Origin of the sequence: Burkholderia sp. USMB20, from assembly GCF_000949135.2 — a bacterium.
Lineage (GTDB): Bacteria > Pseudomonadota > Gammaproteobacteria > Burkholderiales > Burkholderiaceae > Burkholderia.
Window position 1 is genome coordinate 132,674 of sequence record NZ_JTAN02000015.1, and the last position, 24,887, is coordinate 157,560.

Annotated in this window: 21 protein-coding genes and 1 pseudogene; 13 read left to right on the forward strand and 9 right to left on the reverse strand. The window is 65.8% G+C overall.

Translation table 11 applies throughout. From position 1 onward, the window contains the following. Positions 1-229: 229 nt before the first annotated feature. Positions 230-2,143, forward strand: a complete 1,914-nt coding sequence (locus PL79_RS19840) for a potassium transporter Kup (protein ID WP_044848885.1) — start codon at positions 230-232, stop codon at positions 2,141-2,143. Between the two features lie 116 nt (positions 2,144-2,259). Here the strand turns inward: PL79_RS19840 and PL79_RS19845 are convergent, their stop codons facing one another. Continuing rightward, positions 2,260-4,587, reverse strand: coding sequence for a Tex family protein (locus tag PL79_RS19845; RefSeq protein ID WP_044848886.1), 2,328 nt, complete (start codon positions 4,585-4,587; stop codon positions 2,260-2,262). 158 nt (positions 4,588-4,745) lie between these two features. Here PL79_RS19845 and PL79_RS19850 point away from each other — a divergent pair, with 158 nt between their 5' ends. The 3 genes from PL79_RS19850 to PL79_RS19860 all read left to right on the forward strand — a co-directional run bounded on the left by PL79_RS19850 (position 4,746) and on the right by PL79_RS19860 (position 8,084). After that, positions 4,746-5,498 (forward strand): hypothetical protein, encoded by a 753-nt coding sequence (locus PL79_RS19850; RefSeq protein WP_044848887.1) that lies wholly within the window; start codon positions 4,746-4,748, stop codon positions 5,496-5,498. Positions 5,499-5,575: 77 nt separating this feature from the next. Next, positions 5,576-5,791 (forward strand): YdcH family protein, encoded by a 216-nt coding sequence (locus PL79_RS19855; RefSeq protein WP_006755091.1) that lies wholly within the window; start codon positions 5,576-5,578, stop codon positions 5,789-5,791. Positions 5,792-5,846: 55 nt separating this feature from the next. Then, positions 5,847-8,084 (forward strand): ATP-dependent DNA helicase, encoded by a 2,238-nt coding sequence (locus tag PL79_RS19860; RefSeq protein ID WP_044848888.1) that lies wholly within the window; start codon positions 5,847-5,849, stop codon positions 8,082-8,084. 81 nt (positions 8,085-8,165) lie between these two features. Here PL79_RS19860 and PL79_RS19865 read toward each other — a convergent pair whose 3' ends face one another. Beyond that, complete coding sequence (locus PL79_RS19865) at positions 8,166-8,990, reverse strand: outer membrane protein assembly factor BamD (RefSeq protein WP_044848889.1); 825 nt, start codon at positions 8,988-8,990, stop codon at positions 8,166-8,168. 41 nt (positions 8,991-9,031) lie between these two features. Here PL79_RS19865 and PL79_RS19870 point away from each other — a divergent pair, with 41 nt between their 5' ends. From PL79_RS19870 to phaR, 7 genes and pseudogenes are all read left to right on the forward strand, one after another. Further along, a complete protein-coding gene (locus PL79_RS19870; protein ID WP_044848890.1) occupies positions 9,032-10,252 on the forward strand; it encodes an RluA family pseudouridine synthase in 1,221 nt (406 codons plus the stop codon). Between the two features lie 6 nt (positions 10,253-10,258). Continuing rightward, positions 10,259-11,098, forward strand: coding sequence for a peptidoglycan editing factor PgeF (gene pgeF, locus PL79_RS19875; protein ID WP_044848891.1), 840 nt, complete (start codon positions 10,259-10,261; stop codon positions 11,096-11,098). After that, positions 11,095-11,343: a hypothetical protein gene (locus tag PL79_RS19880; protein ID WP_135801101.1), complete on the forward strand. Its 249-nt coding sequence runs from the start codon at positions 11,095-11,097 to the stop codon at positions 11,341-11,343. Before pgeF ends, PL79_RS19880 begins: the two co-directional genes overlap by 4 nt. A 132-nt stretch (positions 11,344-11,475) precedes the next feature. After that, on the forward strand, positions 11,476-13,350 hold the full coding sequence (phaC, locus tag PL79_RS19885; protein WP_044848892.1) for a class I poly(R)-hydroxyalkanoic acid synthase: 1,875 nt from the start codon (positions 11,476-11,478) through the stop codon (positions 13,348-13,350). A 174-nt stretch (positions 13,351-13,524) separates the two neighbouring features. Beyond that, a pseudogene (locus PL79_RS19890) lies at positions 13,525-13,731 on the forward strand (acetyl-CoA C-acetyltransferase); the annotation flags it as partial. A gap of 119 nt (positions 13,732-13,850) precedes the next feature. Beyond that, positions 13,851-14,591, forward strand: a complete 741-nt coding sequence (locus PL79_RS19895) for a 3-ketoacyl-ACP reductase (RefSeq protein ID WP_044848894.1) — start codon at positions 13,851-13,853, stop codon at positions 14,589-14,591. A 119-nt stretch (positions 14,592-14,710) separates the two neighbouring features. Beyond that, positions 14,711-15,277 carry a polyhydroxyalkanoate synthesis repressor PhaR gene (gene phaR, locus PL79_RS19900; RefSeq protein ID WP_006478701.1) on the forward strand — a complete coding sequence of 189 codons (567 nt, stop codon included), beginning with the start codon at positions 14,711-14,713 and terminating at the stop codon, positions 15,275-15,277. A 347-nt stretch (positions 15,278-15,624) separates the two neighbouring features. Here the strand turns inward: phaR and PL79_RS19905 are convergent, their stop codons facing one another. The 7 genes from PL79_RS19905 to PL79_RS19935 form a co-directional block, all read right to left on the reverse strand. After that, on the reverse strand, positions 15,625-15,879 hold the full coding sequence (locus PL79_RS19905; protein WP_044848895.1) for a hypothetical protein: 255 nt from the start codon (positions 15,877-15,879) through the stop codon (positions 15,625-15,627). A 256-nt stretch (positions 15,880-16,135) separates the two neighbouring features. Then, positions 16,136-17,482 (reverse strand): M16 family metallopeptidase, encoded by a 1,347-nt coding sequence (locus PL79_RS19910; RefSeq protein ID WP_044848896.1) that lies wholly within the window; start codon positions 17,480-17,482, stop codon positions 16,136-16,138. After that, a complete protein-coding gene (locus tag PL79_RS19915; protein WP_082088760.1) occupies positions 17,479-18,843 on the reverse strand; it encodes a M16 family metallopeptidase in 1,365 nt (454 codons plus the stop codon). The genes PL79_RS19910 and PL79_RS19915 overlap by 4 nt, the downstream gene beginning before the upstream one ends. A gap of 57 nt (positions 18,844-18,900) precedes the next feature. After that, a complete protein-coding gene (locus PL79_RS19920) occupies positions 18,901-19,431 on the reverse strand; it encodes a hypothetical protein (RefSeq protein ID WP_044848897.1) in 531 nt (176 codons plus the stop codon). Between the two features lie 254 nt (positions 19,432-19,685). Then, positions 19,686-19,916, reverse strand: coding sequence for a transposase (locus tag PL79_RS19925; RefSeq protein ID WP_442861562.1), 231 nt, complete (start codon positions 19,914-19,916; stop codon positions 19,686-19,688). A gap of 496 nt (positions 19,917-20,412) precedes the next feature. Next, a complete protein-coding gene (locus tag PL79_RS19930; protein ID WP_044848899.1) occupies positions 20,413-21,207 on the reverse strand; it encodes an SDR family oxidoreductase in 795 nt (264 codons plus the stop codon). 33 nt (positions 21,208-21,240) lie between these two features. Beyond that, entirely contained in the window at positions 21,241-21,738 is a 498-nt protein-coding gene (locus PL79_RS19935) for a carboxymuconolactone decarboxylase family protein (RefSeq protein WP_044848900.1), read from the reverse strand. Positions 21,739-22,459: 721 nt separating this feature from the next. On the opposite strand from PL79_RS19935, the gene rimO reads away from it, so the two are divergent. Then, on the forward strand, positions 22,460-23,821 hold the full coding sequence (rimO, locus tag PL79_RS19940) for a 30S ribosomal protein S12 methylthiotransferase RimO (RefSeq protein WP_044848901.1): 1,362 nt from the start codon (positions 22,460-22,462) through the stop codon (positions 23,819-23,821). Positions 23,822-23,824: 3 nt separating this feature from the next. Next, positions 23,825-24,751, forward strand: coding sequence for a sugar kinase (locus PL79_RS19945; RefSeq protein ID WP_044848902.1), 927 nt, complete (start codon positions 23,825-23,827; stop codon positions 24,749-24,751). The last annotated feature ends 136 nt before the right edge of the window (positions 24,752-24,887 follow it).

Below are 24,887 nucleotides of genomic sequence, written 5' to 3' on the forward strand. Positions count from 1 at the left end.
GCGCCGTTTTTTATTGGCGCGCCGCGGCCGGCGGGCACGGCGATCGGCGGGCGTGGTAGGCAGATGGCGCGGCCCCGGCTATGATGGCAGCCCTGCCACAGCTTGCGCAGGATTGCATGCGCAGCGTGGATCACGTGGTTTAAGGGCAACAAGGCAGGACGGTTTTTCAGGGGGGCGCGAGTAGAATAGCGCTCGTTTTGTCCGACCGGACCCGATTATTACGCTTCATATGAACGACACGATCCAGGCGACCGACGCAGCCCATGCGCATTCGACGCACCAACACTCGATGCGGGCGCTTGCGATAGCGGCCATCGGCGTCGTGTTCGGCGACATCGGCACGAGCCCGCTGTATTCGCTGAAGGAGGCGTTCAGCCCCGCACACGGCATTCCGCTCACGGAAGGCTCGATTCTCGGTGTGATCTCGCTGCTGTTCTGGGCGATCATCCTGGTGGTCGGCATCAAGTATCTGCTGTTCGTGATGCGGGCCGACAACAACGGCGAGGGTGGCGTGCTCGCGCTGATGGCGCTGTCGCTGCGGCCGCTCGACTCGAAAACACGCGTCGCGGGCGCGCTGATGGCGCTCGGGATCTTCGGCGCCTGCATGTTCTACGGCGACGCCGTGATCACGCCGGCGATTTCCGTGATGTCGGCGGTGGAAGGCCTCGAGATCGCGACGCCGCACCTGTCCCATCTCGTGATGCCGATCACGATCGTGATCCTGATCGCGCTGTTCTGGATCCAGCGTCACGGCACCGCGCTGGTCGGCAAGCTGTTCGGGCCGATCATGGTGCTGTGGTTCGTCGTGATCGCGGCACTCGGCGTATATCACATCGTGCGCGTGCCGGGCATCATCGCGGCGATCAACCCGTATTACGCTGCGTCGTTCATGTCGGAGCACCTGCTGCAGGCCTACGTCGTGCTGGGTTCGGTCGTGCTGGTGCTGACCGGTGCGGAAGCGCTCTACGCGGACATGGGCCATTTCGGCGCGAAGCCGATCCGCCTCGCCGCGTACGGGCTCGTGATGCCGTCGCTCGTGCTGAACTATTTCGGCCAGGGCGCGCTGCTGATCCAGAATCCGAAGGCGATCGAGAACCCGTTCTTCCTGCTGGCGCCGGAGTGGGCGCTGCTGCCGCTCGTCGTGCTGTCGACGGTCGCGACCGTGATCGCTTCGCAGGCCGTGATTTCCGGCGCGTATTCGCTGACGTCGCAGGCGATCCAGCTCGGCTACGTGCCGCGCATGAAGGTGCTGCATACGTCCGAGCTGGCGATCGGCCAGATCTACGTGCCGGTCGTGAACTGGCTGCTGCTGTTCGTGATCCTCTGCATCGTGATCGGCTTCAAGAGTTCCGACAACCTCGCCGCCGCGTACGGCATCGCGGTGACTGCGACGATGGTGATCACGACCGTGCTCGCTGCCGTCGTGATGGTGAAGGTGTGGAACTGGAACCGGCTGCTCGTCGGCGCGATCATCGCCGTGTTCCTCGCGGTCGACCTGGGCTTTTTCGGCGCGAACCTGCTGAAGGTCGCGCAGGGCGGCTGGCTGCCGCTCGGCATCGGCGCGCTGCTGTTCTTCCTGCTGATGACCTGGTACAAGGGCCGCCATATCGTCAAGGAGCGCACGGCAGCCGACGGTATCCCGCTCGAGCCGTTCCTGCAGGGGCTGCTCGCGCATCCGCCGCACCGCGTGTCGGGTACCGCGATCTACCTGACCGGCAACGACAAGCTCGTGCCCGTCAGCCTGCTGCACAACCTGAAGCACAACAAGGTGCTGCACGAGCGGACCATTTTCCTGACGTTCGTCACGCGCGACATTCCGTACGTGCGCGACGACAAGCGCCTGAGCTCGCGCGACGCGGGCGGCGGCCTGTACATCGTCAAGGCCCAGTACGGCTTCAACGAGACGCCGGACGTGAAGGCCGTGCTCGAGGAATTCGGCCGCACGCACGACATGACGTTCGAGCTGATGGACACGTCGTTCTTCCTCGCGCGCGAAACGGTCGTGCCGACGCATCTGCCCGGCATGTCGATCTGGCGCGAACGCGTGTTCGCATGGATGCACCAGAACGCGGCGAAGCCGACCGACTTCTTCTCGATCCCGGCGAACCGCGTCGTCGAGCTCGGTACCAAGATCGAGATCTGACCGGTGCGCGCAGTGGCCGCGCATGCGGCCCATGCCGATCTGGCTGCGCGCTCGTTGAAGCAATAAAAAACCCGCCTTTCGGCGGGTTTTTTATTGCTTCAACAGTCTTCGCGTGATCAGCGCTTCAGCTTCGCGAACGCCGCGGCCATCGCGCCGGCCGGTTCCGGTTCGCGCAAACGCTGCGGACGGGCGCTGCCGCCGCGGCCGGCGTTGCCGCGATCCTGGCCGCCGCGCGGCGCCATGCCGGGCGCGGCCGCTTCGTCGTCGAGGCGCATCGTCAGCGCAATGCGCTGACGCTTCACGTCGACGTCGAGCACCTTGACCTTGACGACCTGACCGGCCTTCACGACTTCGTGCGGATCCTTGATGAACTTCGTCGACATCGCGGACACATGGACGAGGCCGTCCTGATGCACGCCGACATCCACGAACGCGCCGAATGCGGCAACGTTCGTCACGACCCCTTCGAGCAGCATGCCGGGCATCAGGTCGGAGACCTTCTCGACGCCGTCGCGGAACGTTGCCGTCTTGAATTCGGGACGCGGGTCACGACCCGGTTTTTCGAGTTCGGACAGGATGTCGCGCACGGTCGGCAGGCCGAAACGTTCGTCAACAAATTCGGCCGGCGACAGGCCGGCCAGCGCGTCGCGGCTGCCGAGCACGTCGTCGATCCGCTTGCTGATCTTCGCGAGGATGCGTTCGACGACCGGGTAGGCCTCCGGGTGGACCGACGAGCGATCGAGCGGATTCTCGCCGCCGTTGATGCGCAGGAAGCCGGCTGCCTGTTCGAAGGTCTTGTCGCCGAGGCGCGGCACCTTGCGCAGGTGGTCGCGCGACGGGAACGGCCCGTTCGCGTCGCGATAGTCGACGATGTTGCGTGCGAGCGTGGCGTTCAGGCCCGAGACGCGCGCGAGCAGCGCGACCGACGCGGTGTTCGCGTCGACGCCGACCGCGTTCACGCAATCCTCGACCACCGCGTCGAGCGAGCGGGCGAGTTCGCGCTGGTTCACGTCGTGCTGGTACTGGCCGACGCCGATCGCTTTCGGCTCGATCTTCACGAGCTCGGCGAGCGGATCCTGCAGGCGGCGGGCGATCGACACGGCGCCGCGCAGCGACACGTCGAGTTCCGGGAATTCCTTCGCGGCCAGCTCGGACGCCGAGTAGACCGACGCGCCGGCCTCCGACACGACGATCTTCTGCAGCCGCAGTTCGGGATGCTTCGAGATCAGCTCGCTCGCGAGCTTGTCGGTTTCGCGCGATGCGGTGCCGTTGCCGATGCTGATCAGCTCGGCCTGCGTCTGCGCGGCGATGCGCGCGAGCTTCGCGAGCGAGCCGTCCCAGTCGCGGCGCGGCTCGTGCGGGTAGATCGTATCGGTCGCGAGCAGCTTGCCGGTGCGGTCGACCACGGCGACCTTCACGCCCGTGCGCAGGCCGGGGTCGAGACCGATCACGGCCTTCGGGCCGGCCGGCGCGGCCAGCAGCAGGTCCTTCAGGTTGCGGGCGAACACGCGGATCGCTTCGGCTTCCGCCGTTTCGCGCAGTTGCGTGAGCAGTTCGTTCTCGATGTGCGGCTGCACCTTCACGCGCCAGCACCAGCGGCACACGTCGGACAGCCACTTGTCGGCCGGGCGGCCCTGGTTCGCGATCCCGAAATGGCGCGCGATCATCGCTTCGCCGGGATGCGGGACCTGCGCGTCGAGTTCCTCGCCGAGACCGAGCTTGACGGTCAGCACGCCGGCGTTGCGGCCGCGGAACAGCGCGAGCGCGCGGTGCGACGGCACGGTCCGGATCGTTTCCGCGTAGTCGTAGTAGTCGCGGAACTTCTCGCCTTCCTCGTTTTCCTTGCCTTCGACGACCGCCGACGACACGACGCCCTGGCTGTGCAGGTAGTCGCGCAGCTTGCCGAGCAGTTCGGCGGTTTCGCCGAATTGTTCCGACAGGATGTCGCGCGCGCCGTCGAGCGCGGCCTTCACGTCGGCGACGCCCTTGTCGGCATCGACGTAGGCGGCGGCTTCCGTCTGCGGGTCGAGCAGCGGATTCGCGAGCAGCGCCTGCGCGAGCGGCTCGAGGCCGGCTTCGCGGGCGATCTGCGCGCGCGTGCGGCGCTTCGGCTTGTACGGCAGATAAAGGTCTTCGAGCACCTGCTTGCTGTCGGCCGCGTCGATCGCGGCGCGCAGTTCGTCGGTCAGCTTGCCCTGTTCGTCGATGCTCGACAGGATCGCCGCGCGGCGATCCTCGAGCTCGCGCAGATACAGGAGGCGTTCCTCGAGCTGGCGCAGCTGCGTGTCGTCCAGGTTGCCGGTCACTTCCTTGCGGTACCGGGCAATGAACGGAACGGTCGAGCCTTCGTCGAGGAGTTGCACTGCCGCCGCGACCTGGCGCGGCTGGACGGACAGTTCGGTGGCGATGCGCTGTACGATCTTGAGTGCTACGGTTTCCGTCATGTCGTGGATGATCTGCCTGCTGAAATCGCGGCGCGGGCCGGCAGACCGCGCGGCGGGCTGCGAGACGGGCCCGCCGGACCAGATGCCGCGGGTGAGTGAAGCGGGGCATTTTGCCATAAATGGCGGAGCGTCCAGCCGGGGGTGATAGAATTTGACACATGTCCCGCAGCTTTCCTACGACGTTGCCAACTTCCCGCATTTCTCTCGTCGCGCTCGGCGCAGCGCTTGCCGCGGCTTTGTCCGCCGGGTCCACCGTCGCGTACGCACAGGCATCGGGCGCAACCGCGCCGGACGCCGCTGTCGCCGCGCCCGTTGCAGCCTCCGCCACGCAGGATTTCGACGCCCGTCAAAAAGTGCTCAATCAACGTTCCGCGGAAAACGATTATCGTTATGCCGTGGCGGAGCACGATTGCTACAGCAAGTTCTTCGTCAATCACTGTCTCGGCGTGGCGCGCGACCGGATGCGCGAGGAGCGGGCGAGCATCCGTCAGGAGCAGCTCGCGCTCGACGACGAGCAGCGCGCGGTGCGGGCGCAGCAGCGCGACCAGCAGCAGGCGTTGAAGCAGGCGCAGAATGCGGCGGAAGCGCCGCAGCGCGCGGCGAACGATGCGGCGAACGCGGCTGCGTTCCGCGACAAGCAGGAGCAGAATGCATTGAAGCGGGCGCAGCGTGGCGCGGAAGGGCCGCAGCGCGCCGCGAACAAGCAGGCATACGACCAGAAGCAGGCGGATTTCCAGCACAAGCTCGACCAGGCGCGCCAGCAGGGCGCGCAGAAGGCGCAGGAGCGGGCGGACAACGCCGCGCGCTACGAGCAGAAGCAGAAGGAAGCCGCCCAGCACAAGGCCGATGTCGAACGGCGTCAGCAGGAAGCGGCCGACAAGGCCAAGCAGCAGCAACAGCAGGGGCAGTAACGTGTTGGATTGATCCGGAGTCAGTCTCGTGCGTGCCGGCACGCCAGTCGGCGCGCTGCTTCGATGAGGAGGCGCATATGCAAAACCGTCCCACGGAACAGCAGCAGGAATTGCACAACCGTTTGGCAGCATTGCAGGAGCAGCACCAGCAGCTCGCTCGGGAGATCGAGCTGAAGGAAGGACACTCCGACATCGACGACATCACGCTGCACCGGCTGAAGAAGGAAAAGCTGGCGGCCAAGGACAAAATCATTTTGCTGCAATCGCAGCTGGAACCGGATAAGCGCGCCTGAGCGCGGCCTGGCAAGCGCCGGCGCCGCCCGGGCGCTGGACACAGGAACGCTTGCCTTGAATTCACCGCTTGAAGCCAACCCCGATGCCCGGCGTGACGCGTCGTCCGCCGGGCGCGTTCGTGCGCCCGAAGGCACCTTCGAGCTGAGCCGCAAGCGCGTCGACGAACTCGACACGATTTTCGGCGAAGGCGGACTGCTTGCGCGCGCGCTGGACGGCTATCACCCGCGCCAGTCGCAGATCGAAATGGCGCGCGCGGTCGCGTCCGCGATGGAGGCGTCCGCGCGCCGGATGCCCGAGCCGGAAATCTTCGAGACCCGCAAGCGGCCGGCGCGGCGCCTCGGCGAAGGCGACCAGGCGGCCGAGTCCGCCGCGGACGGCGCAGCCGCCGACACCGACGCCGGCGACAACACGCTGATCGTCGAGGCCGGCACCGGTACCGGCAAGACCTATGCATACCTGGTGCCCGCGATGCTGTGGGGCGGCAAGGTGATCGTGTCGACCGGCACGAAGCACCTGCAGGACCAGCTGTTCCAGCGCGACATCCCGACGGTGCGCAACGCGCTCGCGGTGCCGGTGACGGTCGCGATGCTCAAGGGCCGCTCGAACTATCTGTGCCATTACTACCTGCAGCGCACGGCCGACAACGGCCGCCTGCCGTCGCGGCAGGACACCGCGTACCTGCAGGAAATCGTCCGGTTCGCGAAGATCACGAAGAGCGGCGACAAGGCCGAGCTCGCGAGCGTGCCGGAGACGGCGCCCGTGTGGTCGATGGTCACGTCGACGCGCGACAACTGCCTCGGCCAGGAGTGCCCGCATTACAAGGAATGTTTCGTGATGCAGGCGCGGCGCGAGGCGCAGCAGGCCGACGTCGTCGTCGTCAACCATCACCTGTTCTTCGCGGACATCATGCTGCGCGACACCGGGATGGCCGAACTGCTGCCGAACGCGAACACGGTGATCTTCGACGAAGCGCACCAGCTGCCGGAAACGGCCACGCTGTTCTTCGGCGAGACGCTGTCGACCACGCAGATCCTCGAACTCGCGCGCGACACGGTCGCCGAGGGCCTGAGCCATGCGCGCGATGCGGTCGAGTGGGTGAAGCTCGGCGGCGATCTCGAACGTGCGGCGCGCGACCTGCGCCTCGCGTTCGCGAACGACCAGATCGTGCGCATGTCGCTCGCGCAACTGGGCGACGATCATCCGATGTTCGGCGCGCTCGATGCGCTCGAAGTGGCGCTCGATGCGCTTGCCTCGGCGCTCGCGAGCCAGGCCGAACGGGCGGAATCGCTCGGCGCGTGCCTGCGGCGCGCCCGCGAGCTGCAGGACCTGCTCGCGGGCTGGGTCGCGCCCGGTGCGGCGGAAGCGGCCGCGAAGGCCGACGCCGCCGCAGCCGGCGACAAGGCGGGCGCCGACGACCCGAACGAGAAGGTGCGCTGGGTCGAGGTGTTCGCGCATACCGTCCAGCTGCACGAAACGCCGCTGTCGGTCGCGCCGATTTTCGCGAAGCAGCGCGCCGGCGTGCCGCGCGCGTGGGTCTTTACGTCGGCGACGTTGTCGGTGCGCGGCGACTTCACGCACTACGCGGCCCAGATGGGGCTCAGCTCGCGGCGCTCGATGACGCTCGCGAGCCCGTTCGACTATCAGACGCAGGGCCTGCTGTACGTGCCGCGCAACCTGCCGCAACCGTCGTCGCCGGCGTTTACCGACGCCGTGTTCGATGCCGCGCTGCCGGCGATCGAGGCATCGGGCGGTGGTGTCTTCATGCTGTGCACGACGCTGCGCGCGGTCGACCGGATCGCGTCGAAGCTGCGCGACGTGATCGAGTCGCGTGGCTGGAACATGCCGCTGCTGGTGCAGGGCGACGCCAGCCGCACCGAGCTGCTCGACCGCTTCCGTTCGTACGGCAATGCGATCCTCGTCGGCAGCCAGAGCTTCTGGGAAGGCGTGGACGTGCGCGGCGACGCGCTGTCGCTCGTCGTGATCGACAAGCTGCCGTTCGCGCCGCCCGACGATCCGGTGCTGGCCGCGCGGCTCGACGCACTGACCAAGAAAGGCTTGAGCCCGTTCGCGGTTCACCAGCTGCCGCAGGCCGTGATCACGCTGAAGCAGGGCGCGGGGCGCCTGATTCGCGCGGAGACCGATCGCGGCGTGCTGATGATCTGCGACACGCGGCTCGTCGACAAGCCTTACGGCCGCCGGATCTGGCAGAGCCTGCCGCCGTTCAAGCGCACCCGCGAGATCGCGGTCGTGCAGGACTTTTTCGACGAGCACCGCGCGGAAAAACGCGCATGACCGCACCGCCGCCTGCTACGGGCGGCACCAATAAAAAACCCGGCTCGATGGCCGGGTTTTTTATTGATGCACGGGCGTCGCTCAGAATTGCCACCACGACTTCTTCGTGCCGGGGCGCGAGTGGCCGGTGATGTACGGGCTGTCCGGGAAAGTCCCCGCGAGCACGCGCTTCGTGTCTTCCGCGAGCTCCGGCTGGTTCAGCTTGCCGTACGACAGGATCATGATGTGCAGCGCGTCCTCGATCGCCGGCGCGCCCTTGTAGTCCTTGATCGCGAGCTGCGCGCGGTTGATCGCCGCGACATAGGCGCCGCGCCGATAGTAGTAGTCGGCCGCGTGCACTTCGTGCGACGCGAGCGCGTTGACGATGTAGCGCATCCGGGCGGCGGCGTCCGGCGCGTACTTGCTCTTCGGGTAGCGGTCGACGACGACCTTGAACGCGTCGTACGATTCGCGCAGTGCCTGCGGATCGCGCTCGCTCATGTCCTGGCCGGAGAAGCGGCCGAACAGGCCGAGATCGTCGTTGAAGTGGATCATCCCCTTCAGGTAGTACGCGTACGGGATATCCGGGTGATCCGGGTGCAGCTGGATGAAGCGGTCGACGGCCTGGTCGGCGGCTGCCGCTTCGTTGTCCTTCCAGTTGCAGTACGCGACGTTGATCTGCGCCTGTTGCGCGAAATGGCCGAACGGATCGCGGCCTTGCAGCGATTCGAAATATTTCGCGCACTTGCCCCAGTCGCCGCCGGACAGTGCGTCCTGGGCCTCTGAGTATAATTTGTTGTTCGACCAGGTAGCCGTCTCGTCCTGCTTCTGCGGCAAGCCGTGGCAGCCGGCGATGAGGGCCGCGGCCGCTACCACCGCAGCTCGGGCGGCGACGGTTTTGGCCGTACGTTTGGTCGAATTCATCATGCTCGCATGTCCTAGCTTCAAGTCTCGGTGACCCAGTCTAAATGACCCGTTCAAGTTCGCAGAATGCCCCGCGGGGCAAGTCAAATCGCGAAGATTATAGCCCAAGCGATCGGCCCGCCGACGCTGCCTCGGGGGATTCCCCCGATGACGATCTGGCTGCAGGCGCGATGCAGCCGCCTGTGGTGCCGTCCGCGGCGGCCGACGAGGCGCCGCGCGTCGTCGAAGTGCCGCTGTCGCTGGCGGGTGAACGCCTCGACAAGGCGCTCGCCCAACTGTTCCCCGAATTCTCCCGCAGCCGCCTGCAGAGCTGGATCGAGGCGCAACGCGTGCTGGTCGACGGCGCGCCGGCGAAGATCCGCCAGCCGGTGCCGCTCGGCGCCAGGATCGAGCTCGTGCCCGACCTGCTGCCGGAACAGCTGGCGTTCGCGCCGGAGCCGGTGCCGCTCGACGTGATCTACGAGGACGACGCGCTCGTCGTCATCAACAAGCCGGCGGGCCTCGTCGTCCACCCGGCCGCCGGCAACTGGAGCGGCACGATCCTCAACGGCCTGCTGCACCGCTACGGCGACGCGGCGGCCGGCCTGCCGCGCGCGGGCATCGTGCACCGGCTCGACAAGGAGACGTCCGGCCTGATGGTGGTTGCGCGCACACTCGCCGCGCAGACCGACCTCGTGCGCCAGCTGCAGGCGCGCACGGTGAAGCGCCGCTATTTCGCGCTCGTGTGGGGCACGATGCCCGAGGACGGCACGATCGACGCGCCGATCGGCCGCGATCCGCGCGAGCGCACACGCATGGCCGTCGTCACCGGCGCGTCGGGCAAGCCCGCGCGCACGCATTTCCGCACGGTTGACACATGCATGTGGCAACGTCAGCCGGTGTCCGCGATCCAGTGCGACCTCGAAACCGGCCGCACGCATCAGATCCGCGTGCACTGCTCGCATGTCGGGCATCCGCTGCTCGGCGATCCGGTGTACGGGCGCGCGCGCGGCAAGCGCTCGGTCGCGCCGCTGCCGGACGGGTTCGCGCGGCAGGCGCTGCACGCATGGCGGCTCGGCCTCGTGCATCCGGTCACGGGCAAGACGATGCAGTGGCGCTGTCCGTTGCCGGACGACATGAACGCGCTCGTCGCGGCGCTGGGCTTCGGGCAGGGCGACGAGGAATTCGACGACGAAGACGGTGTCTACGACGATGACGATTTCGCCGGCGGTTATCGGGATCACGACGAGGATCACGACGACGATTACGACGATGAGGAGGAGTGAGTGCCGATGACGAACCTGGCGCCGTTGACGTGGCAGGACTGCGTGCAGCCCGACTGGCAGGTGGCGCCGCGCGTGCGTGCGCTGATCACGACGCGCGACGGCGGCGTGAGCGAAGGCCCGTACGGGCGCTGGCAGGACGGCGCCGCGTTGCCGGGCGGGATGAACCTCGGCCTGCATACCGGTGACGATCCGGCCCATGTCGCAGCGAATCGCGCGCGCCTGCTCGCGCTGGCGGGGCAGTCGCGCGCGGCATGGCTCGAGCAGGTTCACGGCGCGCAGGTCGTGCGTGCGGACGAGGTGATCGAGGCCGCGCCGGCTGCCTCGGCGCCCGTGCAGGCCGACGCGAGCGTGACCGACCGCACGGGGGCGGTCTGCGTCGTGATGGTCGCGGATTGCCTGCCGGTGCTGCTGTGCGATGCGCAGGGCCGGGCGGTGGGCGCCGCGCACGCGGGCTGGCGCGGGCTCGCGGCCGGCATCGTCGAGCAGACCGCGGCGCGCGTCGCGGCGCTCGCCGGCGGCGCGACGGATGCGCTGCATGCGTACCTCGGGCCCGCGATCGGCCCGCAGGCGTTCGAAGTCGGCGCCGACGTGCGCGAGGCGTTTCTCGACACCGCTCCGCAGTCGGAGCATGATGAGACGCGGCGAGCGTTCGTCGCGATCGACGGCGCGCCCGGCAAGTACCTCGCCGATCTCCATGCGCTCGCGCGCCTGCGTCTCGCGCGCGCAGGCGTGGCGCACGTGAGCGGCCGGCGCGCGTGCACGGTCACTGAACCCGCGCGCTTCTATTCGTACCGGCGCGATCGCGTGACGGGCCGCATGGCGGCGGCGATCTGGCTGGCCGATTGACGATTGACCGCGGCCCGCCGCGCGTGCTTGCGTGCGCGGTTTGCTGCGTTGCAAAATCGGGTTATCTTGATATTGGCGCGGCAATGCGGCGTTGCATGGACAACCGAATGAATAATCGCGAAGTCAAGTCAATCAAAATGTTTTATGTTTCGCCGGAAGCCTTGTCCCGCCTGTTGCGCGCGGATTATCTTCGAGCAGAAATGTTCGGCGGTTTGACGCAGCGCTTCACATGGGGAAAACGATAATGATAAAAATACCGCACTGCGGCAGAATCTGGAGACGCCTCTCCAGAGCATGACGGCCCGGCTCGCAACCGGCACGCCGCGCGCGAGCAGGATTTCACGATTGACGCTCACGAATCACCGGTAAGGCAGGTAATGACAGCATCGAAAAATTCGTCGACGTCCGCTCAGGCGGGCACTTCCACGGGTAGCACCGGATTCGGCCAGGCTGCCCAGCCGATGCAGCAGATGTTCGAGGCATGGCTGAACGCGTGGCGCGGTTTCGCCGATCCGGCGCGCGCCGCAACGGCGTCGACCAGCGCGAATCCATTCGCCGCATTCCAGTTCCCGACATCGGTGCCGTTCCAGATGCCGTCGATGCCCGATCTGGGCGCCTTCGGCGGCCTGGCGTCGCCGTTCGCGGGGCTGAAGCTGCCGGTAGCCGCGATCCCGCCCGAACGGCTCCAGAAGTTGCAGGCCGACTATGCGCGCGACTGCATGACGCTGATGCAGCAGGCCGCCGCCGCGAAGCTCGAGTCGCCTGAACTGAAGGACCGCCGCTTCAGCGGGGATGCCTGGAAGGCGTCGCCCGCGCATGCATTCGCGGCCGCGTGGTACCTGCTCAACGCGCGCTACCTGCAGGAGCTGGCCGACGCGCTCGAGACCGACCCGAAGACGCGCGAACGCATCCGTTTCTCCGTTCAGCAATGGACGGCCGCCGCGGCGCCGAGCAACTTCCTCGCCCTCAATCCCGACGCACAGAAATCGATCCTCGAGACGCAGGGCGAAAGCCTGCGGCAGGGGATGATGAACCTGCTCGGCGACCTGCAGCGCGGCAAAATTTCGCAGACCGACGAATCGCAGTTCGTGGTCGGCAAGAACCTCGGGTGTACCGAAGGCGCGGTCGTCTACGAGAACGACCTGATCCAGCTGATCCAGTACGCGCCGAAGACGGACAAGGTGTTCGAACGGCCGCTCCTGATCGTGCCGCCGTGCATCAACAAGTTCTACATCCTCGACCTGCAGCCCGAGAATTCGCTCGTCGCGCATGCGCTGTCGAGCGGTCATCAGGTGTTCCTCGTGTCGTGGCGCAACGCCGATGCGTCGGTCGCGCACAAGACGTGGGACGACTACATGAACGAAGGGCTGCTCGCGGCGATCGACGCCGTGCAGCAGGTCAGCGGCCGCGAGCAGATCAACACGCTCGGCTTCTGCGTCGGCGGCACGATGCTCGCGACCGCGCTGTCGGTGCTCGCCGCGCGCGGCGAACATCCGGCCGCGTCGATGACGCTGCTGACCGCGATGCTCGACTTCACCGACACCGGCATCCTCGACGTGTTCGTCGACGAGGCGCACGTGCAGATGCGCGAGCAGACCATCGGCGGCAAGAACGGCGCCGCGCCGGGGCTGATGCGTGGCGTCGAGTTCGCGAACACGTTCTCGTTCCTGCGGCCGAACGACCTCGTGTGGAACTACGTCGTCGACAACTACCTGAAGGGCCGCACGCCCGCCGCGTTCGACTTGCTGTACTGGAACAGCGACTCGACGAGCCTGCCGGGGCCGATGTACGCGTGGTACCTGCGCAATACCTATCTCGAGAACAAGCTCCGCGTGCCGGGTGCGCTGACGGTGTGCGGCGAATCCGTCGACCTGTCGCGCATCGACGTGCCGACCTTCATCTACGGGTCGCGCGAGGATCACATCGTGCCGTGGCAGACGGCCTACGCTTCGACGTCGATCCTGACGGGCCCGCTGAAGTTCGTGCTCGGCGCGTCGGGTCACATCGCGGGCGTGATCAATCCGCCCGCGAAGAAGAAGCGCAGCTACTGGGTCAACGACAGCGACCTGCCCGCATCGGCGGACGACTGGTTTGCCGGTGCGACCGAGCAGCCCGGCAGCTGGTGGACGACCTGGGTCGAGTGGCTCGACCAGTACGGCGGCCGCAAGGTCGCGCCGCCCGCCAAGCCCGGGAGCGAGCAGTTCCCGGTGATCGAGCCGGCGCCGGGTCGCTACGTATTGCAGCGCGATTGACGAAAACCGGACAGCGGCGCACGCTGTCCGATGCACCGCAGTTTTTTTAACAGGGCCGGTAGCGATGCGCCGTGTCGTGCGGGCCCGGAGGAAACGGAAATGACGGACGTAGTGATCGTATCGGCCGCGCGGACCGCGGTCGGCAAATTCGGCGGCTCGCTCGCGAAGATCGCGGCACCGGACAAGCAGATGGGCTGGGACACGTCGAAGGTGAACGTGAACGGCGGGGCGATCGCGATCGGTCACCCGATCGGCGCGTCGGGCTGCCGGATCCTGGTGACGCTGCTGCACGAGATGGCCAAGCGCGATGCGAAGCGCGGGCTGGCGTCGCTGTGCATCGGCGGCGGGATGGGCGTCGCGCTCGCGGTCGAACGTCCGTAACCGGTCGTTCGTCACTGCCAAACCAATCCGGGCGCCGGCCGATTGCGGCTTCGGCCGGTGCCACGTGAAGTCAGAGGGGCCTCCGGCGGCTCTCGAAACCAAAAAATGGAGTGAGATTTATGTCTCAGCGAATTGCGTACGTAACGGGCGGGATGGGCGGCATCGGCACCAGCATCTGCCAGCGTCTGTCGAAAGACGGCTTCAAGGTGGTCGCGGGTTGCGGCCCGAACTCGCCGCGTCGGGTGAAGTGGCTCGAGGACCAGAAGGCGCTCGGCTACGATTTCATCGCGTCGGAAGGCAACGTCGGCGACTGGGACTCGACCAAGGCGGCGTTCGACAAGGTCAAGGCCGAAGTCGGCGAGATCGACGTGCTGGTCAACAACGCGGGCATCACGCGCGACGTCGTGTTCCGCAAGATGACGCATGAAGACTGGACGGCCGTGATCGACACTAACCTGACGAGCCTGTTCAACGTGACGAAGCAGGTGATCGACGGGATGGTCGAGCGCGGCTGGGGCCGGATCATCAACATCTCGTCGGTGAACGGCCAGAAGGGGCAATTCGGCCAGACGAACTACTCGACCGCGAAGGCCGGCATCCACGGTTTCACGATGTCGCTCGCGCAGGAAGTCGCGACGAAGGGCGTGACGGTCAACACCGTGTCGCCCGGCTACATCGGCACCGACATGGTGAAGGCGATCCGTCCGGACGTGCTCGAGAAGATCGTCGCGACGATTCCGGTGCGGCGTCTCGGTGCGCCGGAGGAAATCGGCTCGATCGTCGCGTGGCTCGCGTCGAACGATTCCGGCTTCTCGACCGGCGCCGACTTCTCGCTGAACGGCGGCCTGCACATGGGCTGAACGTCCGGGCTGCGCAGGCCGGACCGGCCGTGCAGCCTGGCGTTTCCGAAGGCCCCCGCCTCCCGGATCCGGGGGGCGGGGATTTGTCACTTGCGCTACGCTGCACCCAAAGGCGTTACATGACTACTACAAAGAAAACGGCCGAGCGGCTCATTAAGAAGTACCCGAACCGCCGGCTCTACGATACCGAGACGAGCACGTACATCACGCTGACCGACGTCAAGCAACTCGTGCTGGAACAGGAGGACTTCAAGGTCGTCGACGCGAAATCGAACGAAGACCTGACGCGCAGCATCCTGCTGCAGATCATCCTCGAGGAAGAGAGCGGCGGCGTGCCGATGTTCTCGTCGTCGATGTTGTCGCAGATCATCCGTTTCTACGGTCATGCGATGCAGGGCATGATGGGCACGTACCTGGAAAAGAACATCCAGGCGTTCATCGACATCCAGAACAAGCTCGCGGATCAATCGAAGAACCTGTACGAAGGCAACGCGATGAATCCGGAAGTCTGGTCGCAGTTCATGAACATGCAGGCGCCGATGATGCAAGGGATGATGACGAGCTACATCGAGCAGTCGAAGAACATGTTCGTGCAGATGCAGGAGCAGATGCAGAATCAGGCGAAGTCGATGTTCAGCACGTTCCCGTTCAAGCAACCGGGCACGCCGGAGCCGGAGAAGAAGTAACGATGTCGCGGCAGGCCGGCCGCGGCGGCGCGAGCCGTCGGGCGTCGGTACCGCGACGTGCGGCGGGTGCGATGCGGCCGGTCGCGTGCCCGGGCACGACGATGATTGGCGGCTCGCTGCCGCGAGATGTCGCCGACGGTCGTCCCTGATCGTCGGCACCGAATGCCCGTGCCCCTGGGTGGGGGCGGGCGTGACCGTCGTCCGGTCGATCGAATTCCAGGCAAGCAGCGAAATACAAGCGGAGCATGTCGCGCCTGATGGCGCGCGTGCGGGCGCGGGCGGCCGCCGTTGTGTCGGACGGCGCGACGACGCGCCGCCTCAATGCCGGCATGGCGCGCCGGCGTCGCTCAAAGCGCGCGATCGAAATCCTGTTGATCGTCCGCCGGCGGCAGGTCGAGCACGAGCTTCACCGCGCAGTAGTTCGCCTTCAGCGAAAACACGCGGCCGATCACGAGGAACGTTTGCTGCGAGTTCTCGATCTCGACGAAATCGCCAGGCTGCGGCACGTGGGCGCCCTGGTCATAGGAAAAGCTGGTGCTGGTCTGCTCGCCGATGGTTTCGGCGGCGTGCTCGGTGAATTCGATCGTGATGTGGGTGGTCATGCGAACCCCGTCGTGCGTGGAGTGAAGCGGTTGGAGGTTCCGATTCTCGCATAATGGCGGGTCGCGTCCGGGGCGATTGTCGTGCGCCGGCGATTGCGGATCGTGCTGACCCGCCGGGCAGCGGCTCACCGGAATGCGCACTCGTCGAGGATTTCTCATGAGCGCTGCAGTGAGCCTCCCGTTGGAGATGCGTGGCAGTGCGATGGCAGCGGCTCGGGCGAAGCCGGGCGCGGCGCGGAACGAAGCGAGGCGGTGGTTATTTTTCTGAAAACGTGCCCGCTTCCACCAACGTCATCTTGTCGGGGGCCAAGTATGTGCGGATGGCGGTATTGACCTGCTCGACGGTCAAGGCGCGGATGCGCTCGGGATAGGTGTCCAGGTCGCTCAGCGGGCGGTCCTGGAGCACCGTCTGGGCAATCATGGCGGCCATCTGCCCGGTGGTTTCCATGGAGACTTGATGGCGGCCGATCATGCCGTCCTTGCGTGCATCCAGCTCCGCCTGGGTAACGCCCTGTTTCCACCAGGCATCCAGAATGCGGCGCGTGCTGATGACGCCCTTGTCCAGCAGGGGCGGAGCGAAGCTGCTGGTGATGACGAATCCTCCGTCCATCAGGGAGAGTCCGGACAGGCCGGCACGGATGCCGTAGGTGAGGCCCTCCTTGTCTCGGACCCCTGCCATCAACCGGCCGGTGAAGCCGTTGCCCAGGATGTTGACGGCCGCGCTGAGGGGCAGGTAGTCGGCATCGTTCGCGCGCAGGTCGATGGCCTGACCCAGCATCACGCTGATGGATGACTTGTCCTTCATCGCGATTCGCTGCGTGTCGGCCTGGCTCGCCTTGGGAGGCGGACCCTGTCGCACGAGGGCCTTGCCACCGCTCCAGCCCGCGAAGGCCTCGGTCACCATGGATTGAAGGCGGCCCGGGTCCGCTCCGCCCACTATCACTAGCGTCATATGCGCCGGTCCGTAATAGGTTCGATGAAACGTCTCGATATCGTCCAGCGTGGCAGCGGCAATGGCCTCGAGCATCCGCTCGCGCGGCACCGGGGCGTTGAGGTGCGCATCGGGATAAATGGACCGATGCAGCGCCTCCGTGGCCCGGACCGACGGGTTTTCTCCGGCGTTACGGACCGCGGCCTCCAGCCGGGTCTTGGCCTTGGCCAGCTCCTCCGGCCTGAAGGCCGGCAGGCGCAACTGCTCGGCCATCAGGTCGATCAGTGTCGGCAAATCCTTGGTTAGGCATTGGCCGTGTATGCCGGCGTAGCCTCCGTCGGACAGGAACGACAACTGCGCGCCCAGGCTGTCCAGCAGCGCGGAGATCTCCACCTTGTCGCGACGGGCGCTGCCTTCCTGCAGCAACATGCCGGTCAGCAGCGGCACGGCCGGATTGGCTGTCTTGCTGGCCGCGTCGGCGTCGCCCAGGGGCATTACGCCGGCTAGGGACACCATTTCATGCGGCGACATCGGATAGGTCAGCAGCGTGATGCTGCCGGCCTGCGCGCGCACGATGCGGTCGGCGATGCCTGCCTGAGCCGCAACAGGCAGCCACAGCACGGCAAGCCACACGAACCACGTCCGCAGATGGTTGAATCGAACCTGCTTCATGAAGATTGCTCCGGGACGAACCAGCCGGTAGTGCTCTGGTTTTCAATGAGGTACTTGCGGGCGACGCGCTGCACGTCGACGGGCGTCACCTTCTCCAGTTCTTCAAGCTCGGTGACGAACCGTGTCCAGTCGCCCAGCGAGACGGCTTTGCCCAATCGGGCGGACGTCAAGCTGACGCCGTCACGCTGGTAGATCTGATCGGCTCGGTAAGGCCCGAGTACCCGCTGGATATCCTCGCGAGTGACGCCCTCGGTCTTGATACGCTCCAGTTCGGTCCAGGCGATTTTCTCGGCTTGCTCGAATTTCGCGTCGGGCGGCAGGCTGACCGTCACCACGAACGGACCGGGATCGCGCAGCGCATGGAAGCTGGCGCCGGCATGCGTGGCAACCTCGGTGTCAACCAGCGCGCGATATAGCGGGCTGCTCTTGCCCTGGCTCAATACCAGGCTCAGTACGGTCAGGGCCGCCGCATCGGGGTCAAGCGCGCGCGGCGCCTTGAAGGCGATGATCAGATTGCCCGTTGCGCCTGCGCGTTTGAGCACCAGCCTTCGCGGCCCCTGCTGCGGTGGTTCTTCGGTCGTGACAGCGGGGATGGCCTTGGGCGCGCGCGGGATGCCGCTGTAGTACTGCCTGACCCAGCCCAACGCCTGGTCCGGCCGAAAATCGCCGACCAGGATGACGACTGCGTTGTCTGGCCAGTAGTAGGTGTCGTAGAAACGGCGCAGCTTGTCCACGCTCACATGCTCGATGTCGCTACGCCAGCCAATGGTGGGATGGTGATAGGGGTGCGCCTGGTAAGCAGTCGCCATGACCTGCTGGAACAATGCGGTGAAAGGGCGGTTCTCGCCCCGCTCGTACTCGTTGCGTACCACCGTCATCTCGCTGGCCAGATCTTCCGGGCGCAGCAGGAGATTGCGCATGCGGTCGGCCTCGATGGCGATGTAGCCTTCCAGCGCATCGCGCCCGAGCGTGCCGAAGTAGTTGGTGCGGTCCATCGAGGTGGTTGCGTTGAAGGTCGCGCCCACTCGCTCCATGTAGCTGTTCAGTGAGTTGCCGAGCGCCTTGTTGTAGTGACGGCTGCCCTTGAACATCAGGTGCTCGAGCAGGTGGGTGCCGCCGGTCGTGCCGGCGGCTTCGTTGCGTGAACCCACTTGATACAACACCTGGAAACTGACCACCGTCGCAGCGGGATCGGGCAGGGCAAGCACGGTGAGACCGTTGGCATCCAGGCGGTATTCGTCGATACCGCCCAGGGAGCGGACATGGGTAAAGCCCGCTACCTCGACGGGTTGGGCCATCGCCGTGCCTGCAATCAACAGGCACAGCGAGAGCCCGGTGCATATCAAACGTCGTACTGACATGGAACTTCCTTTCGTGTAGGCAGGATGAACGCGGAATATTGGGCGCTGGCTCGGCGGTCAGTTGACCTGCCTACCCTGCCATGTGTCGAGCGCGGCGAACGTGAAGTTCTTCATATTTCCCGATGCACGTTGACCGATGGCGCGTTGCGGGGACATCGCTGCCATGATGCGCCTGTTGACGGCCATACGCTGTTTGACCGTCGATGCGTAGCGACAGACGGCGCGCTCTCCGTTGAATGTGCAGATCACCTGAAAGCGATTGTCGGGCTTGGACTTCCTCGATGGCGCATCGCCCTGGGGTTTGCCGGCGATCAACGTAGGCAGGAGACCGTCGGACGCTGAAGCACCGGAGGAAAACCTGGACTTGTCGTCGGTGGCCCCGTCGAGCGTGATGGCAATGGACGCGCGATCGGGCAGCCTGTCGCACGCAAAGAGATTCGGGGGCCAGCGGCCCGCGTTGACTCGTGCGGCATGCTGCCGTGCCGGTTCCGCGGTCGTGGGCGTGGCGGCCTCGGCGTTCATCGAGGCCGGTACGGCGACCAACAGCGCAAGTCGGCGCGCGAGCGCGCGCAAGGTGGTGACCTTCATTCGGCATCCCGTTCCAGGGTAAAGGGGATCGACGCGCGACCGCGATCGATATGCTCGTGCGGCCCGATGGCTTGACATCGACGGTAGCGCGGCCTCGTGGCGAGCTGGTGAGCCAAATTCGACCCGATGTGGCAATGCGGTTGGGGCAGGGCGACTCATGTGCGATGCTACTTCGCGCCCCCATCATCGTGAAATGAGACGAGTTCGAATTTTTGGGGCAGAGCCCCGGCGTATCAGGGCAATCGCACGAAACGTTACAAACGGAGAACTGCAGCGCGGTAACCGTCGCTGGCGCCTGCTTTGAGCCGTCGGCTCTTGATGCCGGCCTTCGTCGTCGTATCCGCTTTGAGCAGGTTCAGGCAGATGCGACGCAGGATCGCAAAGTTCTGGGCGGCGTTGTTGACGCGAACCCTGCACTGGTCTTCGCCGAAGGCCATGTCCAGCACCCAGTGCATGCTGATCTCGATACGCCAATGCGCTCGCACGGCCTGCGCGATGCGCGCTGCATCGGGAGGCAGGCTACGACAAGTAGTAACGCCGCTCGGTCGTCTTGGTATCGCCGATTTCGCGAGTGGCCTCGACTATCACGATCGAACGCTTCCCGATCAAACCGCTACGACTTGACTGAAGTTTGGCTGAGAAACGCAGCTTGGCGTCGCTTTCAAGCGCCCCGACGGTGTTCCATTGAGAAATGAGCGCCGGGATTTATGCGTGAGCATCATGAGTTGCATCCGCAAAGAGGAAGTCCATGCCCCTCGGGACTTTCACACCGTTTGCTTGAGCACGAACGCCGTACGGGTGTATGAACTCATCCAGATCGATGTCGGCGCGCAGGCTCGATAGCTGGTTACGCGCCGAACGGAATAGCACTTCAGCATCTGGCGCTGTTATGCCAATCGACGCTAAAACAATATGTCATCCTTAACAACCTACCGTTTTCAGGACGTATTTGATTGCGTTGCCCTCGTCTGCCCGCCTTGCTCACGCCAACTGCATCGGCACTGGCCAGTCGTCCGGCCGGAGCAGGGCATCCGTACCACCGTCGAGCCAGATCACCGAGCCGCACATGAATCGGGACTCCGTTCCGAGCAAGAACGCGATGAGCGAGGCGACTTCTTCAGGTGTTCCCGGGCGGCCAGCGGGAATCGGGAAGGCGTCGAGTTGACGTGCGATGTCGGGATCGGTACGACCTTCAGCCGCGAGTGCCGTCTCGATCAATCCCGGTGCAATCGCGTTTAATCGTATTCCGCTTCCGATCCAGTCCTTCCCTGGCGCCAAACGCCTGACAAGTCGGGCAATCGCGGCCTTTGTCGCGGGATAGGTCAATACTGGTCCGAACGTGTCGGCCATCGTGCAGGCGAGCGTTTCATCCCCGGACAGACACGCGGCGGCCAGTGCTTCGGGCCACCCAGGTTGGGCCGTAGACGAGTTGGAACTGATGACGACGACGGATGCATTTTCTGATGCGGCGAGAGCCGGCCTCAGTCCGGAAAGCAGAACGGCCGTGCCGAAGTAATTGATCGCGGCGACTTCTGCGCCACGACGATGCGGGAAGCCGCCGACCCCGGCACAGGTCACGAGGCCATCCAGGCGACCGTCCGAAAGCGCGTTGATGCGTTCGATCGCGAACTGCCGACCCGGCTCGGAGCCCAGGTCGCAGACAACATCGGCCTCGTGACGGTCGACGCTGATGACTCGATGCCCTTCACCGGCCAGGCGCGCTTGCGTTGCCGCTCCGATGCCGGAAGCGGTTCCCGTCACTGCAATCGTACCCATCTGCTTACTCCTTCGATGTGTGTCCATCTTTACTCAGGAACGTGCGGTGGAGGTCTGCAACTCCAGCGAACATGACTGGCCGACATCCAGCACGCGCATGGCTCTGCCAGCACCGACCCACAGTGCACAGCAAATGCCGAGATCGACGATCTCGGCATCTTCGAATGCCACGCGCAGACGCATCCAAAAATCATCATCCGCGCTCAGTGCAAGGTGATCGAGCGCAAAGCGCTCGGCAAACTCGATGGCCAATCGCTCGCGCTCGCTGTATCCGGGCCAGGTTCGCCATTCGACGACGTGTTCATACAGCGCGTCGTCGACACCATTGGCTTGTCCTTGGGCGTCGCGCGTGTTGCGGCACAACTGACACTCGTTGGCCTCCGCGATCCTCATGCGTGCCGCTTCGCGTACTCGCATCGGTAACCGGCTCTTTCCATACACTGCGTGGCTGAGGGCGTTCAGGCCGGCGGCCAGTTCAGGTTGTAGTTCCATCCAGCTCTGGGGATCGTCAACGACGTCGATACGCGGCATTTCAGACTCCGTCCGGCGAGGTCAGGTCAATGCGGACAGGCTGCCTCAATGACGATCGCAAAGCTTCACTCAAATGGACTACTTCGGAGATATCGCGCTGGAGTGTTCGCAGACGGCGGAAACGGAAGCCACGCTTCCATGGTCGCGGTACTGGCGGCCTGGCTCAGGTAGATTGTTTGTCGATCGCGTCCGAGTTGCACGAAGACGCGAAGCCATTCGATTTCGGTCTGGCAGCGATTTCCCAATTCGAAGCGGGCGAAAGTGGATGTGCGGCCGATCGGCGCCGACTTTCCATCTGCAAGGAGCCCCCAAGATTGGTGCTGTCGACGCTACGGTGATGCCGTCGGTGACGAGCTGGGGGAGCTGCCTCCGCGCCGGTAACGACGCAGGCCGTGCCGGGTTGAGCTCGGCTCGGCTCGGCTCGGCTCGCGGCTCGATGGATCCGACCCTCCGCCCGTAGCGCGGACCTGTTCGGCATGTGGCAATCCCGGGCTACGCGAAGGAACACCCCGCGAGGCCCTTGGCGCTGGTACCGGGACGGAGCCCAGCGCCCATCCGCCCCAAACTGAAAGGGACGCATCAAGCGCGACATCGGGGGCGGCCGCCCGCCGGCCAGCTCATTCGAGCCGGCGCCTGCACCGCCACCAACCGCCGTTTTTGCCTCGCTGACCCATAAATAGCTGTAAACTCACGCTTTTGCCGCCACGCCCCCACATTCCAGATGTCCCAGTCCCCCAAAGTAGGCTTCGTATCGCTCGGGTGCCCGAAAGCCCTCGTCGACTCCGAACAAATCATCACGCAGCTGCGTGCCGAAGGTTATGAAATCTCCGGCACCTACGACGGCGCCGACCTCGTCGTCGTGAACACCTGCGGCTTCATCGACGAAGCCGTGCAGGAAAGCCTCGACGCGATCGGCGAAGCGCTGACCGAGAACGGCAAGGTGATCGTCACCGGCTGCCTCGGCGCGAAGTCGAGCGCGAGCGGCTCGAACCTGATCGAGGAAGTCCACCCGAAGGTGCTCGCCGTCACCGGCCCGCACGCGGTGGGCGAAGTGATGCAGGCCGTGCATTCGCACCTGCCGAAGCCGCACGACCCGTTCACCGATCTGGTGCCGGCGGCCGGCATCAAGCTCACGCCGCGTCACTACGCATACCTGAAGATTTCCGAAGGCTGCAACCACCGTTGCACGTTCTGCATCATCCCGTCGATGCGCGGCGACCTCGTGTCGCGCCCGGTCGCCGAAGTGATGCTGGAAGCCGAGAACCTCTTCAAGTCCGGCGTGAAGGAACTGCTCGTGATCTCGCAGGACACGAGCGCATACGGCGTCGACGTGAAGTACCGCACCGGCTTCTGGAACGGCAAGCCGATCAAGACGCGCATGACCGACCTCGTCGCCGCGCTCGGCGAACTCGCCGCGCAGTACGGCGCATGGGTGCGCCTGCACTACGTGTATCCGTATCCGAGCGTCGACGAAGTCATTCCGCTGATGGCCGAAGGCCCGTTCAAGGGCCATGTGCTGCCGTATCTCGACGTGCCGTTCCAGCACGCGCATCCGGACGTGCTGAAGCGCATGAAGCGCCCGGCGAACGCCGAGAAGGTGCTCGAGCGCGTGCAGAAGTGGCGCGAGATCTGCCCGGACCTGACGATCCGCAGCACGTTCATCGCCGGCTTCCCCGGCGAGACGGAAGAACAATTCGAAACGCTGCTCGACTTCATCCGCGAGGCGGAACTCGATCGCGTCGGCTGCTTTGCGTATTCGCCGGTCGAAGGCGCGACCGCGAACGAACTCGACGGCGCGCTGCCGGACGAGGTGCGCGAAGAACGCCGCGCGCGCTTCATGGAAGTGGCCGAGGAAGTGTCGGCGCGGCGCATCCAGCGCAAGGTTGGCAAGACCCTCAAGGTGCTGATCGACGAAGTCGGCGAGGAAGGCGGCATCGGCCGCACGGCGGCCGATGCGCCGGAGATCGACGGCGTCGTCTACGTCGAGCCGGCGACCAAGGCGTCGAAGCGCTACAAGGTCGGCGATTTCGTGTCGGTGAAGATCACGGGCGCGGACGGCCACGACCTGTGGGGCGAGGTTTAAGCGATGACCGCCGCACTGCCGCAGATCCTCGCGCTCGGCGAGGCGATGATCGAATTCAACCAGTCGCAGCCGGGCCGGCCGGAGTTCCTGCAAGGCTTCGGCGGCGACACGTCGAACTTCTGCATCGCCGCGGCGCGCCAGGGCGCGTCGACGGGCTTCGTGTCGGCGATCGGCGACGATCCGTTCGGCCGCCTGCTGACCGACATGTGGGCGGCGGAGCACGTCGATACGACGTACGTACGGATCGACCGCACGGCGCCGACCGGCGTGTATTTCGTCACGCACGGTGCTGACGGCCACCAGTTCGACTATCTGCGCGCGGGTTCCGCGGCGAGCCGCTACGCGGTGGCCGACTTGCCGCTCGATGCGCTGGCCGCGGCACGGGCCGTGCACCTGTCGGGCATCAGCCTCGCGATCGGCACGGCCGCGTGCGACGCCGCGTTCGCGGCGATCGACCACGCGCGCAGCAACGGCGCGCAGGTCAGCTTCGACACGAACCTGCGCCTGAAGCTGTGGCCGCTGCCGCGCGCCCGCGCGGTGATGCGCGAAGCGCTGCGCCAGACGGACATCTGCCTGCCGAGCTGGGACGACGTCACGGCGCTCACCGGTGCGAACGACCGCGACGCGATCGTCGATGCGATGCTCGAGCACGGGCCGCGGGTCGTCGCGCTGAAACTCGGCAAGGAAGGCGCGTATGTCGCGACGCCGAACGAACGGCGCGTGGTGCCGGGCTTCGCGGTCGAGGCCGTCGACGCGACGGGCGCGGGCGACTGCTTCGGCGGTGCGTTCGTTGCGCGGATCGTCGCAGGCGACGATCCATTCGCGGCCGCGCGTTATGCGAACGCGGCGGCGGCACTGTCGACGACCGGCTACGGCGCGGTCGCGCCGATTCCGCGCCGCGACGCGGTGGAACGCCTGATGCAGGGCTGACGCGGCTCTCGCACGCCGGCTACCTGTTCACTCGAACGCCCGGATGACGGGCGACGTGAACGGCTGGCGAGCGGTGTGCGTACCGCGGGCGCCTGCGCATCGGCGGTCGCCACGTGCGCGTGGCGATCGATGTGCA